Below are 23,095 nucleotides of genomic sequence, written 5' to 3' on the forward strand. Positions count from 1 at the left end.
AGCGGCGGCGCAGCGAAAGCTTCGCCGCCGCATTGAAAAACCGGAGGCAACCATGCTGAGTTTCATCCGAAAACGTTCCGTTGCGAGCTTGATCTCCCTGATCGGCCTCATCGTGATGGTTTTCTTCCTGTCGCGCCTGACGGGGGACCCGGCTGCATTGTTTCTGCCGGTGGAGGCTTCGGAGGAGTTGAAGCAGCAGTTTCGGGCGCTGCACGGGCTGAACGATCCGCTGACGGTGCAGTTCCTGCGCTATGCGGGCGATGTAATGACGGGTGATCTCGGAGAATCACTGAGAAAAGCGCGCCCGGCGCTGGATGTGGTGCTGGAGGCTTTTGTCTGGACGCTCTGGCTCGCTGTCATCACCATGTCGCTCGTTACCTCCGCCGCCATAGTCATCGGTTCGCTTGCGGCTTTCCGCTCTGGTGGCTTCTTCGACCGCATGGCTTCCAGTATCTCGCTCATCGGTGCATCCGTGCCGGATTTCTGGCTGGCGATCGTCGCCATCGTCGTCTTCTCTGTCAATCTCGCCTGGTTGCCCACGTCGGGAACGGGCTCCGTGCTGCACTGGATATTGCCGATCGCAGTCCTTTTTGTGCGCCCCTTCGGCATTATCGTGCAGGTGGTGCGCGGTTCGATGATCGGTGCTTTGTCCTCGGCCTATGTCAAGACGGCGCGCGCCAAGGGCGTGAAGTCGGGTCCGATCATTTTCATCCACGCTTTGCGAAACGCCATGCTGCCGGTCATCACCGTCATTGGCGATCAGGCGGCAAGCCTTCTCAATGGCGCCGTCATCGTCGAAACGATTTTCGGTTTTCCCGGCGTTGGCAAGCTGATGATCGATTCCATTCTTCAGCGCGATTTCAACGTCGTGCTGGCCGCCATTCTCGTGACCGCGCTGGCGATCTTCCTGATGAATCTTCTGATCGATATCGCCTATGCGCTCCTTGATCCGCGTATCCGGCACTGAGGAGGCCGTTCATCCATGAGCCTTTACAGCGCCGACAACGAGATCACCGCCGAGCCGTCCTTCGCAACACGTATGCTGCGCATGTTGTGGGCGGATAAATTCGCGCTCTGCGCCGCGATCTTCCTCATCGTCGTCGTTATCCTCGCTTTTGTCGGCCCGGCATGGCTTGGCGATCTGGCGACGAAACAGAACCTGCGCGGGCGCAACCTCGCCCCGTTCGACTGGCAGCGCGAGTGGTATTTCTGGCTGGGGGCGGATGCGCTCGGCCGTTCGCTTCTCGCGCGCATTGTCGCCGCCACCCAAAACACGATGATGATCGCCGCCGGCGCGGTGCTTCTTTCCTCCATTACCGGCGCCGTGCTCGGGCTGATTGCCGGTTTTTCCTCCGACCGTGTCGGTCAGATCATCATGCGGCTTGCTGATGTTATCATGTCGTTCCCGTCGCTCTTGATTGCGGTCATCGTGCTTTATCTGCTCGGCTCCTCCATCCTCAACCTGATGCTGGTTCTCGCCATCACCCGCATTCCCGTTTACATCCGGACGACAAGGGCGGAGGTGCTTGAGGTGCGCGAGCGTATGTTCGTGCAGGCGGCGCGCGTGATGGGCGCATCCGGCAAGCGCATCCTGTTCCGCCACATCCTGCCCGTCGTGTTGCCGACGCTGACGACGCTTGCCACGCTTGATTTCGCCTATGTGATGCTGGCGGAAAGCGCGCTGTCCTTCCTCGGTATCGGCATTCAGCCGCCGGAAATCACCTGGGGCCTGATGATTTCGCAGGGGCGGCAATATCTCACCAATGCCTGGTGGCTGTCCTTCTGGCCGGGACTTGCCATCATCCTCACAACCCTGTCGCTCAACCTGCTTTCCAACTGGCTGCGCATCGCGCTTGATCCCGTGCAGCGCTGGCGCCTGGAAATGAAAGGCCGCAAGCATGGCTGACCGTCTTCTCGACGTGCGCAACCTGTCCGTGGAGTTCCACACCGCAAGCGGTGTCGTCCATGCGGTAAAGGATGTCTCCTACCATATCGACCGTGGCGAAACGCTGGCCATCCTCGGCGAAAGCGGTTCGGGCAAGTCGGTATCGTCCTCGGCCATCATGAACCTCATCGACATGCCGCCCGGACATATCGGCGGCGGTCAGATATTGCTCGACGGTCAGGACCTCCTGACCATGCCGACCGAGGCGCGCCGCGAGATCAACGGCCGGCGCATCGCCATGATCTTTCAGGACCCGCTTAGCCACCTCAATCCGGTCTATACCGTCGGCTGGCAGATCCGCGAGGCGATGACCACCCATGGCATGGGCAAGGCGGCGGCGGAAACGGAGGCGAGGCGGCTTGTCGCCCGCGTCGGCATTCCCGACCCGGACGGGGCCTTGAAGAAATATCCGCATGAATTTTCGGGTGGCCAGCGCCAGCGCGTCATGATCGCCATGGCGCTGGCGCTTCGGCCCGATCTCCTGATCGCCGATGAGCCGACCACCGCGCTTGACGTGACGGTGCAGGCTGAGGTGCTTTCGCTGCTCAAGGAATTGCAGCAGGAAACCGGCATGGCCGTGCTCATCATCACTCACGATCTCGGCGTCGTCGCCCAAATCGCCGATCGCGTGGTTGTGATGGAAAAGGGTGTTCTGGTCGAGGCCGGCACGGTTCGCGAGGTCTATCGAAATCCGCAACACCCCTATACCCGCAAGCTCATCAGCGCAGCACCCGGCAAGGGCGACATGCATGAGCCGCAGGGGGTGGGCGAAGCGCTGCTCAGCGTGCGTGACGTGCGCAAGCGTTACGGCGCCTTCGAGGCGCTGAAGGGCATTTCCTTCGACCTCATGCCCGGAGAAACCATTGCCGTCGTCGGTGAAAGCGGTTCTGGCAAATCGACGCTGGCGCGTATTCTCTTGCGGCTGGACGAGCCGGATGCGGGCAGCGCCTTGTGGAAGGGCCGCGACCTTTTCAAGCTCTCGCCTGCTGAACTTTTTGCGCTCCGGCGCGATTTGCAGATGGTGTTTCAGGACCCCACCCAGTCGCTCAATCCGCGCATGACCGTGTTTCAATTAATTTCCGAGGCCTGGGTCATCCATCCGGAGATATTGCCCAAGGCAAGATGGCGTGAACGGGTTGCCGAACTGCTGCATCAGGTGGGTCTCTCGCCGGAACATATGCGCCGTTATCCGCACCAGTTCTCCGGCGGTCAGCGGCAGCGGATCGCGATTGCCCGGGCATTGGCACTGGAACCCAAGCTCATCATCTGCGACGAAGCGGTCTCGGCCCTCGATGTCTCGGTTCAGGCGCAGGTCATAGCACTTCTGGATAAGCTGCGCCGCGAAATGGGCCTCTCCTTCATCTTCATCGCGCATGATTTGCCGGTTGTTCGGGATTTTGCCGATCACGTCATGGTCATGCAGGGGGGAGAGATTGTAGAGTTCGGTACCGTTCGACAGGTGTTCGAAGCGCCGTGCGAGGCCTATACCCGTGCCCTTCTGTCCGCGAGCCTCGATCCAGACCCTGATATGCAATCCCAGCGTCATCCGTCCGTTTCCGGCGATGCCGTCGCAAATTCAAGCGGAGTTCTTTCATGAGCAAACAAGCTTTCGTCGCGCTCGTTACCTGTTTCAACGAGGATGAAACCATCAACTATGAGGCAACCCGCGCGCAGGTGCGCCGCCAGGTGGCGGCCGGTAACAACATTATGTGCGCCGGGACCAATGGCGATTTTACCGCGTTGACGCATACGGAAAAAATCCGGCTGACCGAAGAGGTGGTGGACGAAGTTGCCGGCCGTGCCAAGGTCATCGTGAATGCGGGCATGCCCGCCACATTCGAAACCCTGCAACTTGCCAAAGCCTTCGACCGCATCGGCGTCGACGGTATCGCCGTCATCACGCCCTTCTTCATCGCCTGCACGCAGGATGGCCTGATCCGCCATTTCTCGACAGTGGCCGATGCCGTTGAAACGCCGGTCTATCTCTATGACATTCCCGCCCGCACCCAGAACCACATAGAGCCTGAAACCGCACGCAAACTCGCCATCCATGGCAATATCGCAGGCATCAAGGATTCCGGCGGCGCTCAGCAGACGCTCGAAGCCTATCTTCAGGTGGCAAAGGAGATGCCGGGTTTCGAGGTCTATTCCGGCCCGGATCACCTCGTTCTCTGGTCGTTACAGAACGGCGCGGCGGGCTGCATTTCCGGCCTCGGCAACGCACTGCCGGATGTCCTGGCCGGCATTCTCAACGCTTTCAACGCCGGCGATATCACCGAGGCCGAACGCCAGCAGGCGATCTACACTGACTTCCGCACCGATCTCTACGCCCTCGGCTTCGCACCGGCCATGGTCAAGCGCTCGCTTTATCTCCAGGACTCTTCCGTTGGCGCCAGTCGCCAACCGGCCCTTCTGCCGGATAAAGCGCAGGATGAAAAAATCCTGGAAATCTTGCGGCGTTATCAACGGCTCTGACGCCGTGAGCGACTGTAACGCGCACCGCAGCGGATCGTGTGCCTCACCTTAAAAATATCTGCCAAACGGCCATCATCAAAAGCATTTCCCTAGCCTGATCCATGGCGAATAATTTGTGACATAAACACGAAATTCCCCTTGTCAGCCCCGCCATTGATGTTTAAGAGGAGCGCGCAACGCAAGCGTTCGCGCATGCGGAGAGGTGGCAGAGTGGTCGAATGCACCGCACTCGAAATGCGGCATACCTGCAAGGGTATCGTGGGTTCGAATCCCACCCTCTCCGCCATAAAATCCTTGTGGTTCTAGACTTTCGGCTCCTTTGAAGAGATCGACGGCTAAGTTTTCTCAGCGTTTATAGCGCCCATCTCTTTGAAGGCCACGTTCAAGGCGCGTTGATGATCGGGCTAGCACCCATAGCGGTAGTGGCCTGTTGCGTCGAGTTGAGTTGATGGTGACGAGCCAAAACTGGATTGTAAAATGATTTGACGTCGGGGTCTTCGGATATCCAGCCCACCTGTGAGTTGTTGTGGAGGATGTCTACCAATTCGTTAATATGAGCGTCGGTGAACTCGGGGTTCTCAGGAAACTGTGAGATCACTGAATGAGTCGTCGAGAAACTCCCACTTGCCGCCAATTCGGCGATTAACCCGGCGAGCTGTTGCTGCATCGCTAATTGAATCGTGGGGACGTGCTTGGAAAAGAAGCTCGGCAAATCCCTGTAAAAGAAAATTTCAGCCTTCTTCTTCTCTTTCCATTCGCTCTGCATAAATGAATTCATTTTATTTTGATCGAGCGGGGAAGAATAATCTCCATCAGCTGACACGAGATGCAGAGGCTCGCTATCGGGAGCTTCGGAAAGAACGAATTCCCAATTAATTTCATCTCCACATGTTTGGGACTTTTTTCCCGGAGGATTTCCAACCCTGTATCTATTAACTGCGGCAACAAAAACTTTTTCAGTGATCTCTTTGATGTTGGCTGCTTTTAAAAGCGCATCAATCATTCTGTCCGCGTCTAGCTCGTTCGCTTCAATCGAAGCTTCAACTTCTGCTATGAGCTGCGAGTGTTTTTTGTTGGCCTCTTTAAGAATTTCCTGAAGCTGTAAAAAGGTGTCTAAATTCTTTACGAACGCAGGAACCTGACATTTGAGAGCGGTCTCCCGTAGCGCCTTGAATGATTCACGGATTTTGTTCTCCCTATTCCTGCGAATCTCATCCCGAAGTTGAGTGCTTGCAAAAAGGCGAACTTCTCCTTGAGCAACAAATTGGCGTAGTTTGTCTAATTGTGCCACGTCAGCGTTTGATAGCGAATAGAATGAAAGGTATATGTTGGTATCCAAAAAAAGATTCAAAGGCATTTTTCACATTCTTTCATCGCAAGCGCTACAACCCTAGGATAGATTCAACACTGGCATCTATCTTTTAAAAAATTCTCACCGCGCCACATCGTCAGAAAACTTGGAATGTTCAATATGGACGTCCCCCTTCTCATTTCGTCCTGCACAGGCAACAAATATCTAAAGAAATCACGACTGCGATCATAACGCTCTCGGGATTGTCGCTGGTTGCAGTCAGCGCATGCTTTCTACAGATCACCTATAGCGTTCAATGCACGAATGACATCAGCACCGAGTTGCTGTGTATTTTTCAATCCGCCTTTCGAATTGAACAAATCGATACCGATTTCTGCCGCAACCGAACGTAGTCTCTCTTTGACGACGACTTGTTGTGGTTCTCCGTGTTGAAAAATACGGATTGCGCCGTTTTCATATTTTACAATTTCGAAGTCGGAGTAAGTGGCCTTTCCGGATATTTCGAGCGACTCAACAGGACGCTCTTCGCGGGTCCCACGTTTGATCGGATAAACAAGCTTACCACCCTGTCCCCGCATAAATTGACGAGCCGTGTCTACGGTCTCGTCCAACAGTTCTTCCACTGATATTCCCTTGTCATCATCGATGTTAACCCGGAGGACCATCACGCGATCGACATGATGAAACGTATTCTCATTGAAATCGACGTGAGAGGAACTGGTGACGGTCTTGACCGATATTCGTTCGTTCGAGGCGGAGACAACGTCGTAACCCCGCTGATTGGTATCGAGTGCCATTTGGCCGCGAGTAATCATTGCAGCGTAAAGCTCGCCAATGCGCCCTGTGAGGTGATTGAGCTCGCCGGGGCTAACACCCCAGCTGACTTCCTTCTCGAACCAAGACAGCGCTTCGGCGAGCGACTGAATTATCTGGACTTGGGTGAGTGTTGGTCGGTCGGTTACAGCAAGCATGGTCTTGTTTCCGTTTCAGTCCAAGCTGATGATCTTGGCGGGTGCAAACCGTTCCAGCTTTTTTAGCCCGGACACCATTCCTTTGCCCGGCATGGGTGTTCCGACAGCGCCTTTCAGCCAACATTCCTTCTTTGGCCTAATATACGTGAAGGCCACGCACTGCTTCTCGTCAATGCAGGCCAGACGACATTCCAGAGGAGTCTTCGCCGAACGTTCTGGCCGCCGGGATAAATCGCCACCGGGTAAATCGACGTCATCAAACAGCGCTGATTGCGGATCGATCGTTCCAAGCGTGATGGCAGATGGATCTGCTTCGGCTCCACTCAGAAAGCGGCCCGAAAATGCAACGCTATTTCCATCGGCTCGTCCCGCGTTCGATTTCAGGAAGCAGTTCGGCCCTCTCTTGATTTTCGGGTTGGCGTTGTATGTGAAAGCTTTGCACTGGCCATTCAGAATCAGGCAGCGTTGAGCACATTCGCTAGCGTCGGCGACACGCTGCGATGAGATGTCATCTCCAAAGAGGTCCAGCCCGGTATAAATAGCAATTCGATTAGGTCGGCGGGTAAATTCGTCGAGGGTCGATAGCTTTGCCTGTTGTTTTGAATCTGGCGCAGGGGGTGACATGCGACTGTCTCCCAGAAGGTTAGCATCATTTGGTTTCTGGTCGCTATCTTGGCCAGCGGCTGCAACGGGAACATCGACAACCGTCGGCGTCGTTGATTGTTCCTGCGCCGTTCGATTTAGCTTGTATTTATCCACCTCGTCTTGGCTGAATATATGCATGTCATCAGGGGGCGTCTTAAACATGACGTGCATCACGTCTACTGGCGTTCCAAAGCGATTGAGGACTTCGATAATATCTGAGATCGCCAGCTGCGCTCCAACCAAGTCCGGCGAGTCGGATGAAATCTGATGAACGCCCAAGGCTCCATCGACCTTCCGTTCATTGCCAGCAAGAAAGACGAACGAACACGCGGATAAGCACTTGCTTTCTTTAGGAATGTAGGTCGCCAGCTTGCGTTGATGGATATCGTCCGCAATGAGCAAGCCCATCTGGACATTGCCACCGGGACTATTGAGGGTGACGAGCTTCGCATTTGGCGCTGCTTGAAGCGCACGACGAAAATTTAGGCCTGAGTTGACGTCGATATCGCCATTCAAAGCAATCACGTCCGGATTCGCGTCACTTACAGCAAAAGGACCGAATGTTCTCTCGCCGGCAAATGCTCCGGAAAAAGTTGCCAATGAAATAACGCTGGCGCTAACAAAGCGAAGTAATCCACGCATACGCAATACCCTTTACCCATGCATATCAAACTATACTGACGCCGCGCGTGCAAGGCGCTCAATCATAAATCGCCTATGATTTTTGATTGCAGTTAATGCGTGTGAATGCTGCGCCGGGATAATCCTTGGCCCCCTCTTCGGGGCATCCTACGCATGATCGACAATGAACGTTGGAGATCACGATGGCGACAATCCGAAAACTCAGGGGAAGATGGCAGGCACAGGTTCGTCGGCGTGGTATGAAGCCCCGGTGCAAATCGTTCGACACGAAGCTCGAAGCTGAGAAGTGGGCGCGCGACCTCGAGGCACAGGTCGATAGGTTCGGCGCGGCCCCAGACACGAAAATTCTTGAAAGCACGACGCTCGGGCAGCTTCTCGAACGTTATCAGCGCGAAGTGTCACCTCTTAAACGCGGCTCCCTCCAAGAGATACAGCGGATCGACGTGCTTCGTCGCCACGAACTCGCATACCGGACGATGATCGGTTTGAGCCAGCAGGATATAGCATCCTTCCGTGACGAGCGGCTTCAATCCGTAGCTCCGTCGACCACTGTTCGGGAGCTTGCGATCCTGAGCCACGTTCTCGAGGTTGCTATCCGTGATTGGGGTCTGCCGCTCGCAAAGAACGTGGTGAAGCTGGTGCGTCGCCCGGTTATCCGTAACGAGCGCAGCCGGAGATTGGCCGGCAATGAGGAGCAGCGTCTGCTCGATGGTTGCGACAGTGGACAGACGCCATACTTCAAGACGCTTCTGATCCTCGCCATCGAGACAGGGATGCGGCGAGGGGAGATCCTCGGTCTGAAATGGTCCGACATTTCGCACAATCGTCGGGTGATCACGCTCGCCCTAACCAAGAATGGCTCCAGTCGCCAGGTGCCTTTGTCTCAGCGTGCGTTCGACGCGCTGATGGATTGGAAGGAGCGCGCGCAGGTGGATCAATCTACCGTCTTCCCGATGACGGCAGGAGCGCTGGAGCAGGCGTGGCGTCGGTTGCTCATCCGGACAGGGATCAAGTCGCTCCGGTTCCATGACTTGCGTCACGAGGGCGTCAGCCGTCTATTCGAGCGGGGTCTGAACATTATTGAGGTCAGTAGCATCTCCGGACATAAAGAGCTCCGGATGCTGAAGCGCTATACACATCTCAGCGCCGACGATCTGGTCGCGCGCCTGGGATAGATTCATCTACGGCTGACGACGTTGCCTTGCGCAACGTTTACATCAACCTTGCCTGAGAGCCGCATGCGTCAAGGTTGCGGGCAAAATTGGCTCCAAATATGAATCTAGGGTTGCATATTTCCTTGCCGAGACCTGCGAAAATGCCGGATTTTCATTGCCGACCTTTACACGAAGTTTACATTAACTTGACGGATTTGCCCGTTTCGAGCGTTTTTGGCGTCTGTGTAAAGGTTGCGCAACCCGCCTGAGTTGCGTTGGTCGCTTGGTGCCTCGTCTCCTGCCAGTCAACCGGCTGTGTCTGCCAAATTTCGCGACCGGCGCACGGTTGAGCCGGATGTGCAACGCTACCGACCCCTTAGGTGCCAGTGGCGAAAACATATTCACCGGCGAGCGAGGACGCAGCCGTAGATCAATCTATTTCAGCGTATCCTCGCATGGGGATTCGCGCCACCCCGACACGAAGCTGACAGCAGTCGAGCGGCACCAAAGCCCCGCGTCGCCGTGGACGATCGAGCGCAGAGCGTCTACCTCTCTTTCATGTCCGCCCGGTGCCGTTGGACCTCCTCTGCCATGGCTGCGGCGATCAACGGTCGAGCCCTGGTCTATGAGCAAACATCGAAGTCCTAGAAGAAATTAAGCTCCACGATGGGGATGCATTCCGTGCTGGCGATGATCGAGCGTTCTATCCTCCCATGCTAGAAATCGACTGGGAAGCGCGTAGGCGAGCGCCAGCGACACCACAGCACCCATTTGCATATCGACTACCGGATCGCGCCTACACGCATCCTTGAGTCAAAGAGCATGCTCATCAGCCTGCTATGTCGAAAATGACTCTTCATCGTTTGATTATAGACGGGTAAAGGATCGGATGTGTGGACAAACGGAGCCAACCTGCTTCGCTCCGAAAAGGTTCGGCGACCGGAGCGTAGCGCGCCCGGAGAGTATAACTGCGTTACCACGCCGGGAACGTGAACTTTTGTCCGTTCTATTTTTCTCTCATATAAGAAATTAATAAATAGTAATAATAATAAATAATATTAAATAACGGCCAAAAGTTCACGCTCCGGTTCGTCCCATTTTTCCACTTTTGCTCATGACTTGAAGCACTTCCTCCGGGAGACCGCTATAAGTTCCGACGAACAAGAGTGGCAGAGGAACTTCCGGCATGGAAAATTTGAACGATGACGTGACGTATGTCTTTGAGCCCGCAGTAATCAGGCTCACTCCGTATGATAAGCGTTTCCAGGAACTTCGCGCTCTGGAGCAAAAGCGTGATGAACTTTTGAAGCGGCCGTATGGCCAGCGCAGCGTGGCTCAACTGGATTATCTGATCAAAAAGGCGGAGGACCGGTTCGAGAAGGAGAAGAAGCGTGGCGCCGATGATGATTGGCGCAGGTTGCGTGATATTGATGAATGGCGCTCTCGTGACGGTAGGGAGATACGTAATACGAGCCGTCGGCGGGTTCGCATCAAGCCGAACGAAGATTTGTCGCACTTGACTGCCGAGCAGAAGGAGCAGCGGAAGCGTGACCAGCGCGCCGACGCGAACTTTATCAAGCGCCAAGAAGCAAAGGGGCTTGCAGTATCTGATATTCAGGCCGGGCTTTTGCTTCGTCAGCAGCAGCGGGAGAGAATGCGGGGAGCAGAGACAGAGGCCAAGAGTGCGATGTCAAGGAATCCGGCTTTCGGGATCTTTTGATGTCGGAGCGGTTCACAATATCGAGTCTCCGAGATTATCAGATTGCTCGCGCAGCAATCGCGAAAGTGTGCGCGGGTGGATTCGGTATTCACCCGCAACCTCTGCAACCGGGCGATGATTAATATCGATTGCCGCCCTTGCGTTGACGAGTTGTTCTGCCGTCATCGCTGGTCTCCGGCCTATCCGGCTGCCGCGAGCCCGAGCCGCAGCCATGCCTGCACGCGTTCGTTCGCTGATCAGCGATCGCTCAAATTCAGCCATCGATGCGAGGACGTGCAGCAGCAGCCGACCGCCTGAGGTGCTGGTATCTAAGCTTTCGCTTAGCGATCGGAACTCGACGCCGCGCTCGTTGAGATCGCGGACGAGCTTGAGTAGCTCGAACAGCGAGCGACCGAGGCGATCCAGTCGCCAGACGGTCAATGTGTCACCATTTCGCAGGACCCGCAGCACTTTATTCAGTCCGGGTCGCGAAAAATTCGCGCCGGAGAAGCCCTCGTCGGTCAATACTCTGACGCAACCAGCCGCATTCAGTGCCGTGAGTTGAAGGTCCATGTTTTGCTCGGTCGTGCTGACGCGAGCGTATCCGAAATTGGGCATGTCGATTCCGTTCTGATCCTGCAACCGGGGTGGGTATTCACCACAGAATACCCGCCAAGCCATTGATTTAAAGGAACCTTTTTGTGCGGCATAGGGTTTTTATTGACAGCGCTCGCGACGTTAAAGGAAATCAATACCTTAGCGGGACGTGCCGGAACGCTGGTTCGTTATGACGGAACCCTTCCCTTTTGTGCGGTGCCTTTTTGAACGGTATTGCCAATGAAGATGAAGTCGCAACCCATCGTGCTCGCTGTCGTCAGTTCGTTACTCTCATGTCCTGCGGGGGCTGCAGATGAACTGAGCGCCATAGTCAATGTATTGGCGACAACGGCGGCGCGGATTAGAGCGATTTCGGACAGCTGCAAAATCGCAGTTGATCCGATGCTCGAGGGACAGGTCATCGAAACTCTGATGGATGTGCCAGGGTTGAAAATAAGTGGCGTGATCTCCCATTTTCAGCACCGTAGGCAGTCAGAAGCTAGCATTCGTGGCTCAAAATGCTATCCGGAAGATGCGGATGCTCTGAACACGTTAAACAGGATCTACAAGAGCGAAACCGCCAGTCTTAAAGCTGTCATTGCTCAGAAAATTGTGGAGTAGAGGTGGCGCTTGATTGTGGCTGTTTAAACGGAGGCATTCGTTTTCAGCCACTTTTCTAAGCCAATGATCACGTCCGCCTGCACCCTGTCTCCTCTATGAAGGGCCCGGCCCAGCGACGCGTTGAGCTTTGGGAAACCCATTTCCGCCATTACGTTGCCAACCTTCAGATGGCGTTTTGCAATGATCTCCTCGATCCGGTTCTTTGTGGCGGGCAATAACTTCCCGTTTATTGCGATCGTGGGGCTAGCCGTGCCAGTCGTTGATCTAGGTGCGATAAGATGCCCTTTGGCCGCAAGCCAGCCTAAGGAAGGCAGTCTTTTCGGATTTGTTCGCCTTATTGAACGCGTTCTTCAGCTCGTGAAGTCGGGTTCTTGACTTCTTCAAGCCTGCAGCTATCGCCGCCTCAGTGACCGTCTTGTGCTTCCCGGCTTTCAAATCAGCATAAACCAGCGGGAATTCATTCTTCAGTCGCTCTTCGTAATAAGCGCTGTCGCGTTTTTGCTTCTTCGGCATCTCAAAATTCATCCGGATCAAAATGTGGTCGATCTAAGCGCGCAGACACAAAAGCGCCAGAACGACTCACCGGCGCGCGTCGCTCGCTTTCCGCTGTCCGACATCGACCAATAGCTCAGAGCCAGCCGGTGAGCACCCCTGAGTCAACCAGACAGGTTCCGCAACAGGACAGTTAGACACTCAGTCCTCCGAGCGCCTTCGCCACGTTGCGGAACTTATCCAGAGCAAGCTCCAGGCTTTCGACGACTTCAGCGGCAACTTCGTCCGGTGGCGGGAGGAGCGCAGGGTCGTCTAGGCTGTCGTCCTTCAGCCAGAAGATATCCAGATTGACCTTGTCGCGCGCCAGCAAGGCTTCGAGCGGGTAACGCTTGAACCGTTCGCTCTCCGCACGCTCGTGACGCCGTCCGCCTTTGTAACTGGTCACGAAGTCGTCCAGATCCGCGCGAACCATCGGGCGCTCCTTCAAGGTGAAGCGCTTGTTGGTTCTTAGGTCATAGATCCAGAGTTCCTTGGTCGAGGCGTCTTCCGAGGGCGGCTTTTTGTCGAAGAACAGAACATTGGCCTTCACACCCTGCTTGTAGAAAATGCCGGTCGGCAGGCGCAGCAGCGTGTGGAAATCGAAATTCTGCAGGAGGCGTCGACGAATGGTTTCACCGGCCCCGCCTTCGAACAGCACGTTGTCGGGCAACACAACGCCGGCCTCGCCGTTGGGGGCGAGCACAGTCATGATGTGCTGCAAGAAGTTCAGCTGCTTGTTGGACGTGGTGACGAAGAAATCCTGGCGATCGTAATCCTCGCGTTCGGTGTCGATTTCGCCATCGTCGCGGATGACGCGATAGCTCTGCTTCTTGCCGAAGGGCGGGTTGGCCAGCACGACATCATAGGTCTTGCCACCCGCGCCGAGCAGCGCATCTTTGGCCTCAACGATCGACTCCACGCCAGTGATGCCATGCAGATAGAGGTTCATCGCAGCAAGCCGAACGACTTCGGGCACGATGTCTGCGCCGGAGAACTTGTTCTTCAATGCCGAATAGACGGCCCGGTCGCGCGCCTTTGGGTGCTTCTTCATATGCTCCCAGGCCGCGAGCAAAAAGCCGGCGGTGCCACAGGCAGGATCATGCACGGTCTGATGCGGCTTTGGGTCTACAACTTCCACCATGGCGTCGATGACAGGGCGCGGTGTGAAGTATTGGCCAGCACCTGACTTTACGTCTTCAGCGTTGCGAGCAAGCAAGCCTTCATAGATGTCGCCTTTGACGTCAACGGGCAGGCCAAGCCAGGTTTCACTGTCAATCAGCCCCACCAGACGCTTCAGTTTCGCCGGATCTTGGATCTCGTTCTGCGCCTTGAGGAAGATCGCACCGATGATGCCGCCCTGTTTCGACAGGGTCTCCAGCAGTTTGCCATAGGCGGCACTCAGTGCCTCTCCAGAGAGATCCCGAATGTCCGACCAAGCTGCTCCCTCAGGCAGCATAGAGGCTTCGCCGATCTGCGTGACGCGCTCGTCATCCATCTTCAGGAAGAGGAGATAAGATATCTGGCTGATATAAGCTTGATAGGAGACGCCCTGGTCGCGAAGCACATTTGCGAAATTCCAGACCTTGGCGACAAGCGTTTGCGAATTCATGCTGTTTTCTCCGGGGCAATGTCCCAGGTGCTAAAGAGTTTGTTGAGAAGCAATTGCTGTCTCTCCTCGAGAATACTCGGCGTCCATTCAGACTTGTCGAGCACCTGAGTCGTGATCACGAACGGCGACACACCGCCATGTTCCATGAAATAGCGTTGTTTCTTGGTGGCGAAGTCCCAGTTGCTCGCCTGTGCGTTTTTCCTGATGGTCAAGAGCATCAAGTTCGCAAGGCGGTGCGTCCAGTGTTCTCGGATCGCATCGTCACTAAAGTCCCAAAACCAATTGCTGCCTGTCTGAGGGTTCTGCGGGAGCACGTGTTCGACCGATACCATGCTGTGATCATAGGTAGCGCCGCCGGACGACAGCTCAGCATCCAGCCTCAGCAGCAAGGGCAAGCGAACCCTGGTTGCGAGATAAATCGGGCCATCGAGTTGTCGCCGGAAGAACGCCTTGTCGGTCTCGCTCAAGACGATCGACCGATCCCGCCACGCCCCTTCGTGCAGATCCGTCAACACGAGTGCGAAGCGCTTAATGCGTTCGTTGATGTCTGCTCTCGTAACAAAGAGAAAATAGGCGAGCGTTTCGAGCCGCCGCATGAAGTCGCCTGCGTCCGCAGGGTCCGGTTTGTTATGGGCGAAGAACTTGAGCGCGACCGGCAGCCAGTCATTGTTGTCTAGCTTTGTCAGATACTTAAGCCGTTTTGTTGCTGGTTCTCCGAACCTCTGAGCGAAAAGGACCGGCGACATCAACAGCGCATAGGTAGAGCCGAACGGTTGCAGCACGTTTTTCATGAAGTGGCGATAGTCGCCGAAGTCGGTGACAAACCGTTTAAAGCCGACTTCGAGGCGTTCACGCGGTTTGTCGCGCTGGTAAATCATGCGGATATGTTGGAATAGCTCCGCAAACCGCTCTCTTCCTAACTGCTCTTCAAGCGCTTCCCAGGTATCGGAATAATCTTTTTCCTCAGCTTCTAGCACGCGATCCAAGAGATCGGCCTTCAAGATATCTGCTGGGGTGAGGTCTAGCCCGCGTGCGTTGAGGACGGTGAAGACCTTATGGGCGACGTCCACGTTCGATACCGCGATCACGACGAGGTAGCAGCGCTGCAGCAGAAATGCCATCAGGCTGTCACGCTGTTCAGCAGAGAGCGTCTCAAGTCGCCTGCGGAGGTAGTGTGCGTTCTCAACGATGCGCAGACGGCTATCGGTCAGCCCTTTGGTCTCAGGCAGTTTGTCCGTCTGCCCCCTGACCTGGATGGTTTCCCTGAAGAACTCATCGTCGCGCTTGCGGAGTGTAAGGCGGTAACGGCTCTTCGTCCCCTTGTCCGGGTCGCCCTCTTCGCAGATGTAACTATGTCGTTTCATGCTGACGTCGTGGGATGAGAGGTCGCGCAAGACCGACAGGAGAATGGTCAAAGTCGTTAAGCGCTGCTGGCCATCGACCACCTTCGCTTCCGGCGATCCAGGCTGCTTGATCAACACTATGCTGCCCAGGAAGTATGTGATCGGCTCCTTGGTATCAATCGCGTCCTGCAGGGCGGACAAGATGTCATCGAGCAGGGCTTGCGTCTGCTCCTGTTCCCAAGCGTAGGGTCGCTGATAGGTGGGGATAGAGAATGCGAACTCGTCGCTGAAGACGCGGCTCAGTCGCTCCTGGCCAGCCTTGATCGGCTCCAGTTCCATTGGTTCGAACAACATCATTATACCTTTTTGCGGCGTTTCGTCTGCTTGAGATTGGCACTCTCTTGCGCTTTGAGGCGGCTCAATAAGCCGGAGGCCGGCTCGTCTGCCGGGTCTTGCGGCACGAGTTTTCCTTCGAATGCTGCTTTCAGGACGGCTTGGCGGAGCCGGGCGGCGTCGGCTGTCTCAGCTTCCAGCATCATCAATGTGTCCGAGTATGCGCTCAACAGCCCAGAAGTGCGGCCAAGGATTTCCAGCATTTCAGCAGGGGGCGGTATAGGTATGAGCAACGCTTCAATCTGATCAAAGCTCAGGTGAGGTCTACCTGCACCATAGATTACCTTTTCCATGTCTCGTCGACCGCCGTCTGGGGCAATTAGATACATCTCAAGGTATTGTGAGAGCTCCGCCAATGCTGGACGCATCAAGGCCACACTCTGACACACGAAAAAGTCTGTCGCTTCGAAATTGACCCGACAGACATCGCCTGTGTTGGCACCTACGATCGTGATTAGGAGGTCGTCTCTTTGTATCCTACTTCGCTTAACGTCCTTAAGGTGGTCCGGAGGATCAACGTGCTTCGTATAAGCGTGGTTAAAACGGCCTGGACGGACATTTTGAGCCATCACGAATACTTTAGAACCTTTGTCATAGTATTCGGCCCAGTCGCGCGAACCGCTAGTCAGATGCGAGAGCAACTGCCCTAATCTAGCCCACGCCCAGCCCTCCGGTAGTTCCGGCAAGTCCGATGCGTCGAGCGGCGGGCTTGCCGCAGCCTTTTTGCCGCGTCCCGACTTCGGGGTCGCGTCACGCTCGGCTTTGATGCGGGCAAGAAGATCGTGACCGGTCTCATTGGGCTGATTGTTCTCCCGCCAGTCGCGGGTAAGCTCTCCGGTGACGGCGCTTTTCAGCAGGGCTCGACGAAAAGTCTCCAGCCCCTTTCGTGCCTCCTCAAGGGCTGCTTCGCCGTTTTCCACCTCTGCCATCAGGCGATCGACTTTGTGACAAATTTGCTGAATATTTTCCGGCGTGCAAAACGGAATAGGCAGCGAAAGCAGATGATCGCGCTTCAGATTGTTGAGGCTGGTTCCCTTTGCGGCGGTAGATATTTTTTTTCTGTAGTAGGACGTTTGAAGGTAATGATAAATCCAGCGCGCAAATATAATATCTTTTGATCTCAGGCATCCGCAAAATGCACCAAATGTAACCTTTTCGGAAGGAGAGGTAAAATAAGCACTTTTCCCAATCAACGAGATGCTCCCACTGGACATGGTTAATATGATGTCAGATTCATCTAGTATTTGGGGTGGGGATACGCAGTCTGAATTAACGTATATCAATTCAGTGTTATCGATATAGCCAGATTGAATGTTGTTTCCACGGAGAAGTGGAATTTTCTCACGGGTATACTCTGAGGTCGACTGCTCCTTTTTGTAACTAACTCCCCGTATTAGGTTGGCAAGGTCGCCCAAAACGGCCCAACACCACCCCTCCGGCAGCGTCCAAGGCTGACCCTCCGACCCGCTCGCCTCTGCCGTCACTCTCATATCCATTACGCCACCAAAACTTCCGTCAATTCATCCAGGAGCGCCGGCAGCCGTTGTCCGAACAGGCCGCGCGCTTTGATCATGCCCCCGCGGCCAGAAAATTCCGGCGCGTCCATGATGTCTTCCGGGCGAATTTCGATATTGACCGCCAAATGATCACGGATCGCCAGAAGCCAGGCGCGTTGCTCGTGGTTATAGGTTCGCCCCGCTTTTTCTTCGCGACCGAGCCAGAGATTGAACCGGCCGGCGACCAGAGACGACAACGGCTCCAGCGATTCGGTCTCTCCAATAGCATAACGAACCAGCATGACGATATCTGCCAGCGTGCCTGCGGGGTTGCCACGCACCTTCTCCGACGCAATCCGCTTGTAGGCGCGCCAGATATCGACTGGCTCCAGCAACCATGGTGGTCGCTTGAGAGCCTCGCGCAACTCATCAACCGCCTCATAGGTCAGGCGCTTTTGCGCATAGGGGCGGTGATAAAGGATCTGGAGAGCGACAAGCTCATCCTGCTTTTCCTCGAGGAAAGTTTTGAAGCGGTTGACCGTGTCGCCCGCCTTGGCCTCATCCCAGCCGGAGGAAACGACGGCGTCGACCGAGATCGTATCAATACGGATATCAGCGGCTGCTTTCACGTCCTTCAACAGCGTGCGCAGCTTGGGATCGTCAAAGAGCATTGCCGCCTGTTCTTTTACGGCATCTTTGGCGCGCTGCTGTTCCGGCTCCGGTGCCGATTTGGGCACATGGGCTGCTAGGGCATCCGGGTCTATTGCATCCAGAAGCTGCGAAGCCATCGCCTTGAGGTCCAGCCCACCCGTCGCCTTTGCTACGGCGGCGCGGTCCTTGTCACTGATGCGGCGGTCGAGCGCTGAGAGGCGTGCAGCCAAGGTTGCGAAAGCATCGTCATCCCTGCGACCAGCGGCGATCTCATCGATCAGCTTGTCGAAGGAGATGGCGCGATTCCGCTCCAACGGCTGCGAAATGCTCTTGAGGCTTTCGGAAACGCCGACTGCGTCGACCAGGACAAAGCGTGTCTTGGCGTCTGCGTCTGGCGTCACCTCCCGCAGCTTTTCCGGTGTGATGGTGCGCGCGCCGCGCCCCTTCATCTGTTCGAAATAGAGCTCTGATTTCACGTCGCGCAGGAATATCAGGGCCTCCAGCGGCTTCACGTCAGTGCCCGTCGCAATCATGTCCACGGTGACGGCAATGCGGGGATTGTAGTCGTTGCGGAAGGCGCGAATGAGCTGTTCCGGATCGGCGCCGTCGACCTTGTAGGTGATCTTCTTGGCGAAGTCGTTGCCCTTGCCGAACACGTCGCGGACGATTGTAACTATCTCCTCTGCGTGATGATCATCCTTGGCGAAGATCAAGGTCTTTGGCACTTCAGTCCGGCCCGGAAACAGCTCGGTGAAGAGGGAGTCTCGATAGGTTTCGAGCACCGTGCGAATCTGGTTCGGGACGACCACCGTCCGGTCAAGCTGGTCAGCGGTATAGGCAAAGTCCTCGTTGAGTGTCTCATAGCGCTCCGCACGGGTGCGCTTGTCTCGAACCGGGAGATCATAGCCGGCCCTTACGGTCGATCCGCGTTCGCCGATCTCAGTTCTGATACGGTAGATCTCGAAGCCGACATTGACACCATCGACCACTGACCGCTCGTAAGGATATTGCGCGACGAGATTGCGCCCGAAAAAGCCCAGTGTGTGCAGCGAGGGCGTTGCGGTCAGTCCCACGATGAAGGCGTCGAAGTAGTCTAGGACCTGCCGCCAGGTTCCGTAGATCGATCTATGGCATTCGTCGGTGATGACGAGGTCGAAGCTCTCGATCGGAATAGAGGAATTATAGCTGACGAACCGCTCCTGGCCGCCTGCGATGCCCTCGAAGGCCGAGGCCTCTTCGTCGTCTTCCGCCAGCTCCTTGCCGGTGAGCACCGAATAGACGCGCTGGATCGTGGACACGACGATCTGAGCATCCTTGTCGATCCCGGCGCTGCCGAGCTTCTGAACGTTGTAAATCTCAGAAAACGAGCGTCCGGTGCCGGGTGGACGATAGGCGAGATACTCATCCCGCGTCTGGCGAACGAGGTTTGCCCGATCGGCGAGAAACAGAATGCGCTTGAATCCGGCATGGGCCAGCAGACGATGGCTGAGTGTGGCTGCCGTAAAGGTCTTGCCGGCACCCGTCGCCATCTGGACCAAGGCACGCGGCCGGTTCTCGGCAAGCGACTGCTCGATATTGGTAACAGCGTCGACCTGGCAGTCTCGTAATCCATCCTCGATGAGAGGTGGCATGTGGTGCAATCGCGCTCGCAGTGTCTGCGGTTCGCGCAGCCATAGCTCCATGGTCTCGGGTCGATGAAAGGCAAAGACGCGGCGTGACGTTGGTTGAGGATCCGCATGGTCGCGGAATAGGGTCTCGCTTCCGGAGGCGACATACTCAAAGCGCACTTGGCCATCTTCTCGAATGAGATGACCCGGCATGTCGTGAATGTAGCGCTCAGCTTGATCCGAGAAGCCTGAAAGGGTTGTGCCCTCTGCTTTCGCTTCGACGACACCGCACAACCGACGCCCTACGAAGAGAGCATAGTCAACGGGACCCGAGGCTGTTTGAAACTCGCGGACGGCGACGCCCACGCCGGCGCCCAGATTCATGTCCGATCTCGATTGAACGGTCCAGCCACACGCCATCAGTTGCCGGTCAATAAGCGACCGGGCGCGATCCTCAGGATGAAAAGCCGTTTCGTTCATGCTCGTGATATTATGAACAGCGAATGGAATAGGGAAGTCGAATTGCACGCCCAGGAGGAGAAGTTTCAGGCTGGGCTTTGACTTTTGGTCGATATTTCATGTTACTAGGATTCAATCATAGGTAAAGGGAGCGCCGCAGTTCATGAGCTACCGGGAAACCGTCGGTCGGGTAGTAAAGATCTTTATTACGGGGCAGGATCCTCGCAGCCTTCGGACCGTTGAGCTCGACAACTGGACTGGTGTTGCGATCACCGGGCAGCCGGAGTTCTTCAAGAAGGCGCTTGAAGCGGAAGTTTTGGCACGATCGTGCGTCTACCTTTTGATCAAGAGTGGTGCGGACGATGACCTTCCCGAGATCTATGTCGGCGAAAGCGACGATTTCTCGCAGCGCTACACGACCGGCAAATTCCCCATCGAATTCGACACATTTCTGATCTTCACGAGCAAGGACGACAACCTGACGCGGGCACACGTCAAATGGCTTGAGGAGAAACTGTGGTCCATTCTTAGGGGTAACAGCGGAAAAGTGCTGGTCGCCAACGTAAACAAACCCACAAGCTCGAATCTGCCTCGCGCTGATATCGCGACAATGCAGACCTATCTAGGCAATATGATCTACGTGTTGGAAGCGCTGGGTTATGATCTTTTCTCTGTGCAGGAGCGAACTTCGGTTTCTCCAGCGCCACAAACCGATCCGGCAGTGCCAGAGCCGCTCACGCTGTCACTGGACCTCTACACAACGTTGTCTAAGCGTCCGGGCGATCTCGCTCGTCTCAAGTATTCTAACGGGGCCTATATCCTCCTCGCCGGTTCCAAGATCAGCGAGAAGGCTACCGACAGTCTACCGGCCAATGTGCGAAAGCTCCGAGAGGACATGATCAAAGAGGGAAGCCTGATCTCGCGAGGCGATTACCTTGAGCTTATGAAAGACATCAATTTCTCGAAGCCGTCGCCAGCTTCTGCGCTTGTCAAAGGCCGGAGTTCCACTGGCTACAATGACTGGCTAAGGGAAGGCGATGACATGACCCTCGGTGCGGTCCTTGGGGTTGATAGAAGCGGCGGCGGAGGTAGTGAGGCTGAATCGTGACTAACCCGTGGGATATTCCGGAGTGGCATTTTGTTAGGCAAGAAGCCCAGTTGGTTCGCCATTTGTTGGGATCTGGTGCGACCTCGCTTGGCCGAGCAAATTATGCTGACAAGAAGGGAGAGTATTACACGGCATTCTTTGCCCTGTCGGTCGGTCTTGAACGGCTGTGCAAGCTCACACTGGTGGTCGATCACGCAATACAAAATGGTGGCCAGATGCCGCCACAAAGCGTTGTTCGACAATACGGACATCAGTTGGAGCAACTGATCAACAAGGTAAATTCTGTAGCTGCAGGCCAATCGCTTAGCCCCGCTCACCGCCGTCCCAGCAGCGCGACTGTATCGGCGATTGTTTCCAATCTTGATGCATTTGCTGATGCCCGAAGGGGGAGATATGCAAATTTTGAGGCTCTGGGCGACCCCAATCTGACGTCTCACGAGCCGATTAGCAAGTGGTGGACAGAGGTCGCGGAGCCGATACTTGACCAGCATTACCGGGGAACGAAAGCCCAAGCTCGTGTGGAATCAAATGCTCGGTTGATTGATCAGCTAATCGGCGACGTCACGTTAGTGCATCATACGAGTGAGACACGAGAGTTGATGACGGACGTGGAAACAGCATCACGCAGGACGGGACAAACAGCAATCGTTCAGAAATGGGCGCGCTACTACACTCTGACACTCATCCGCTGGCTCTCGGCTATTTACAAAGAGGTGGCCTATAAAGCGGTCTACAAAGAGGGGCACGATGCGTTTTTCGGGACCTGGGAATTTTTCTATACCTTTCTCGTAGACGACAGCTTTCTTCGGACCCGGAAGAGTTGGCCCCTGGGCGGCTAGAATCATGGTGCGCGTTGGAGGCGATGTGGCGGCACATTGCGGCCACTCCCTCTCCGGCGGCGTAACAACTCCGCAGCCCCTGCGTTCATCGCTACGAGACAGCCCGCGTCAACTCACAGAGCTTGCGCATGCGGAGAGGTGGCGAGTGGTCGAATGCACCGCACTCGAAATGCGGCATACCTGCAAGGGTATCGTGGGTTCGAATCCCACCCTCTCCGCCAAGTTGTAATCACTCTCCGCCAGTTACCTGCAAATCCTTGGATTTCCTCGTAAAACCTCTGCTCGCCAGCGGCTCTTGAGGAGTGAAAATCATGCAGGTATCGCGCCCGGTACACCTTCCGGTACACGTCGGGGTATCGCCCGAAGCGTCGAATCAGACGCCGTCTGCAAAGCCCAAAGGCAGGGGACCCGGTCCCTATCTTGCCAAATCAGGCTCCGTCTACATCTTCCAGATCAAGCTGCCAAAGACGAGCGGCGGCACATGTGCTATTCCTCCGTTGCGGCTCAGCCTCGGTGCCTGCTCCCACAGGCGCGCCAGGCTGTTAGCCGACCTTCTGGCGGCGAAGGCCAGGTTGATGTTCGATGAGATGAGGCACGGCAAAGGCATGCAAGATGACGACGACGGCGAGATGCGGGCTCTTGAAGCCGTCATCGAGATGAAAGGCGCGCTGAAGGCCTATCTCCGGATGATCGACCGCTCGGACGCGCCGATCCCTATTGGCGAACTGCAGGCGTCCGCGACCTCGTCAGCCTCAATAGGGGACTGGAGTAGCAGGCCCGCGGCGAGCCGTTCAACGAACTTGTTGTCGGCCATTCAGAGATTCTGAAGCAGTCCGCCCTCGCAAAACTCTCGGCGTCGTCCGCGGTCTCGGACGCTGTGTCGAAACAGGTCCCGACCATTCCCCCGTCTACGGCATCGTCGTTGCCGCAACGGGAGACGGATAAAGGACACGCACCTCCTCAGCCCCTGCCGGATGACGACGGCACCCGTCGCGATG

19 protein-coding genes and 2 tRNA genes are annotated in these 23,095 nt (G+C 55.8%); 12 read left to right on the forward strand and 9 right to left on the reverse strand.

What is annotated here, in order from left to right; translation table 11 throughout:
• The first annotated feature begins 52 nt into the window (after positions 1-52).
• The 5 genes from BS627_RS18900 to BS627_RS18920 all read left to right on the forward strand — a co-directional run bounded on the left by BS627_RS18900 (position 53) and on the right by BS627_RS18920 (position 4,706).
• Positions 53-967, forward strand: a complete 915-nt coding sequence (locus BS627_RS18900; RefSeq protein ID WP_077984726.1) for an ABC transporter permease — start codon at positions 53-55, stop codon at positions 965-967.
• Between the two features lie 15 nt (positions 968-982).
• Positions 983-1,906 carry an ABC transporter permease gene (locus tag BS627_RS18905; protein WP_077984727.1) on the forward strand — a complete coding sequence of 308 codons (924 nt, stop codon included), beginning with the start codon at positions 983-985 and terminating at the stop codon, positions 1,904-1,906.
• Entirely contained in the window at positions 1,899-3,542 is a 1,644-nt protein-coding gene (locus tag BS627_RS18910; protein WP_077984728.1) for an ABC transporter ATP-binding protein, read from the forward strand. The genes BS627_RS18905 and BS627_RS18910 overlap by 8 nt, the downstream gene beginning before the upstream one ends.
• On the forward strand, positions 3,539-4,420 hold the full coding sequence (locus tag BS627_RS18915; RefSeq protein ID WP_077984729.1) for a dihydrodipicolinate synthase family protein: 882 nt from the start codon (positions 3,539-3,541) through the stop codon (positions 4,418-4,420). Before BS627_RS18910 ends, BS627_RS18915 begins: the two co-directional genes overlap by 4 nt.
• A 196-nt stretch (positions 4,421-4,616) precedes the next feature.
• Positions 4,617-4,706, forward strand: a tRNA-Ser gene (locus BS627_RS18920).
• Positions 4,707-4,802: 96 nt separating this feature from the next.
• On the opposite strand, the gene BS627_RS18925 is transcribed toward BS627_RS18920, so the two are convergent.
• From BS627_RS18925 to BS627_RS18935, 3 genes are all read right to left on the reverse strand, one after another.
• Positions 4,803-5,777: a PIN domain-containing protein gene (locus BS627_RS18925; protein WP_077984730.1), complete on the reverse strand. Its 975-nt coding sequence runs from the start codon at positions 5,775-5,777 to the stop codon at positions 4,803-4,805.
• 227 nt (positions 5,778-6,004) lie between these two features.
• Complete coding sequence (locus BS627_RS18930; RefSeq protein ID WP_077984731.1) at positions 6,005-6,703, reverse strand: DUF6998 domain-containing protein; 699 nt, start codon at positions 6,701-6,703, stop codon at positions 6,005-6,007.
• Positions 6,704-6,718: 15 nt separating this feature from the next.
• Positions 6,719-7,990: a PAN domain-containing protein gene (locus BS627_RS18935; protein WP_245307185.1), complete on the reverse strand. Its 1,272-nt coding sequence runs from the start codon at positions 7,988-7,990 to the stop codon at positions 6,719-6,721.
• Between the two features lie 182 nt (positions 7,991-8,172).
• Between BS627_RS18935 and BS627_RS18940 the strand changes: the two genes are divergently transcribed.
• Together BS627_RS18940 and BS627_RS18945 are read left to right on the forward strand one after the other, a co-directional pair.
• Positions 8,173-9,165, forward strand: a complete 993-nt coding sequence (locus BS627_RS18940; protein ID WP_077984846.1) for a site-specific integrase — start codon at positions 8,173-8,175, stop codon at positions 9,163-9,165.
• A 1,165-nt stretch (positions 9,166-10,330) separates the two neighbouring features.
• Positions 10,331-10,864 carry a hypothetical protein gene (locus BS627_RS18945; protein ID WP_077984732.1) on the forward strand — a complete coding sequence of 178 codons (534 nt, stop codon included), beginning with the start codon at positions 10,331-10,333 and terminating at the stop codon, positions 10,862-10,864.
• 12 nt (positions 10,865-10,876) lie between these two features.
• On the opposite strand, the gene BS627_RS18950 is transcribed toward BS627_RS18945, so the two are convergent.
• Positions 10,877-11,461 (reverse strand): recombinase family protein, encoded by a 585-nt coding sequence (locus BS627_RS18950; RefSeq protein ID WP_077984847.1) that lies wholly within the window; start codon positions 11,459-11,461, stop codon positions 10,877-10,879.
• Positions 11,462-11,680: 219 nt separating this feature from the next.
• Here BS627_RS18950 and BS627_RS18955 point away from each other — a divergent pair, with 219 nt between their 5' ends.
• On the forward strand, positions 11,681-12,061 hold the full coding sequence (locus BS627_RS18955; RefSeq protein WP_077984733.1) for a hypothetical protein: 381 nt from the start codon (positions 11,681-11,683) through the stop codon (positions 12,059-12,061).
• A gap of 264 nt (positions 12,062-12,325) precedes the next feature.
• Here the strand turns inward: BS627_RS18955 and BS627_RS18965 are convergent, their stop codons facing one another.
• The 5 genes from BS627_RS18965 to BS627_RS18985 form a co-directional block, all read right to left on the reverse strand.
• Entirely contained in the window at positions 12,326-12,574 is a 249-nt protein-coding gene (locus tag BS627_RS18965; RefSeq protein WP_131829431.1) for a hypothetical protein, read from the reverse strand.
• A gap of 172 nt (positions 12,575-12,746) precedes the next feature.
• On the reverse strand, positions 12,747-14,201 hold the full coding sequence (locus BS627_RS18970) for a type I restriction-modification system subunit M (protein WP_077984736.1): 1,455 nt from the start codon (positions 14,199-14,201) through the stop codon (positions 12,747-12,749).
• Entirely contained in the window at positions 14,198-15,901 is a 1,704-nt protein-coding gene (locus tag BS627_RS18975; protein WP_077984737.1) for a DUF262 domain-containing protein, read from the reverse strand. Before BS627_RS18975 ends, BS627_RS18970 begins: the two co-directional genes overlap by 4 nt.
• A complete protein-coding gene (locus BS627_RS18980) occupies positions 15,901-17,433 on the reverse strand; it encodes a restriction endonuclease subunit S (RefSeq protein WP_077984738.1) in 1,533 nt (510 codons plus the stop codon). Before BS627_RS18980 ends, BS627_RS18975 begins: the two co-directional genes overlap by 1 nt.
• A complete protein-coding gene (locus tag BS627_RS18985; RefSeq protein ID WP_245307187.1) occupies positions 17,433-20,219 on the reverse strand; it encodes a type I restriction endonuclease subunit R in 2,787 nt (928 codons plus the stop codon). Before BS627_RS18985 ends, BS627_RS18980 begins: the two co-directional genes overlap by 1 nt.
• A gap of 94 nt (positions 20,220-20,313) precedes the next feature.
• Here BS627_RS18985 and BS627_RS18990 point away from each other — a divergent pair, with 94 nt between their 5' ends.
• From BS627_RS18990 to BS627_RS19005, 4 genes are all read left to right on the forward strand, one after another.
• Positions 20,314-21,258 carry a DUF4357 domain-containing protein gene (locus BS627_RS18990; RefSeq protein ID WP_077984740.1) on the forward strand — a complete coding sequence of 315 codons (945 nt, stop codon included), beginning with the start codon at positions 20,314-20,316 and terminating at the stop codon, positions 21,256-21,258.
• Positions 21,255-22,097, forward strand: a complete 843-nt coding sequence (locus BS627_RS18995) for a hypothetical protein (RefSeq protein WP_077984741.1) — start codon at positions 21,255-21,257, stop codon at positions 22,095-22,097. The genes BS627_RS18990 and BS627_RS18995 overlap by 4 nt, the downstream gene beginning before the upstream one ends.
• Positions 22,098-22,229: 132 nt before the next feature.
• A tRNA-Ser gene (locus BS627_RS19000) sits at positions 22,230-22,318 on the forward strand.
• Positions 22,319-22,408: 90 nt separating this feature from the next.
• On the forward strand, positions 22,409-22,924 hold the full coding sequence (locus BS627_RS19005; RefSeq protein WP_077984742.1) for a hypothetical protein: 516 nt from the start codon (positions 22,409-22,411) through the stop codon (positions 22,922-22,924).
• The last annotated feature ends 171 nt before the right edge of the window (positions 22,925-23,095 follow it).

It is taken from the genome of Agrobacterium salinitolerans (genome assembly GCF_002008225.1).
GTDB classification, from domain to species: domain Bacteria; phylum Pseudomonadota; class Alphaproteobacteria; order Rhizobiales; family Rhizobiaceae; genus Agrobacterium; species Agrobacterium salinitolerans.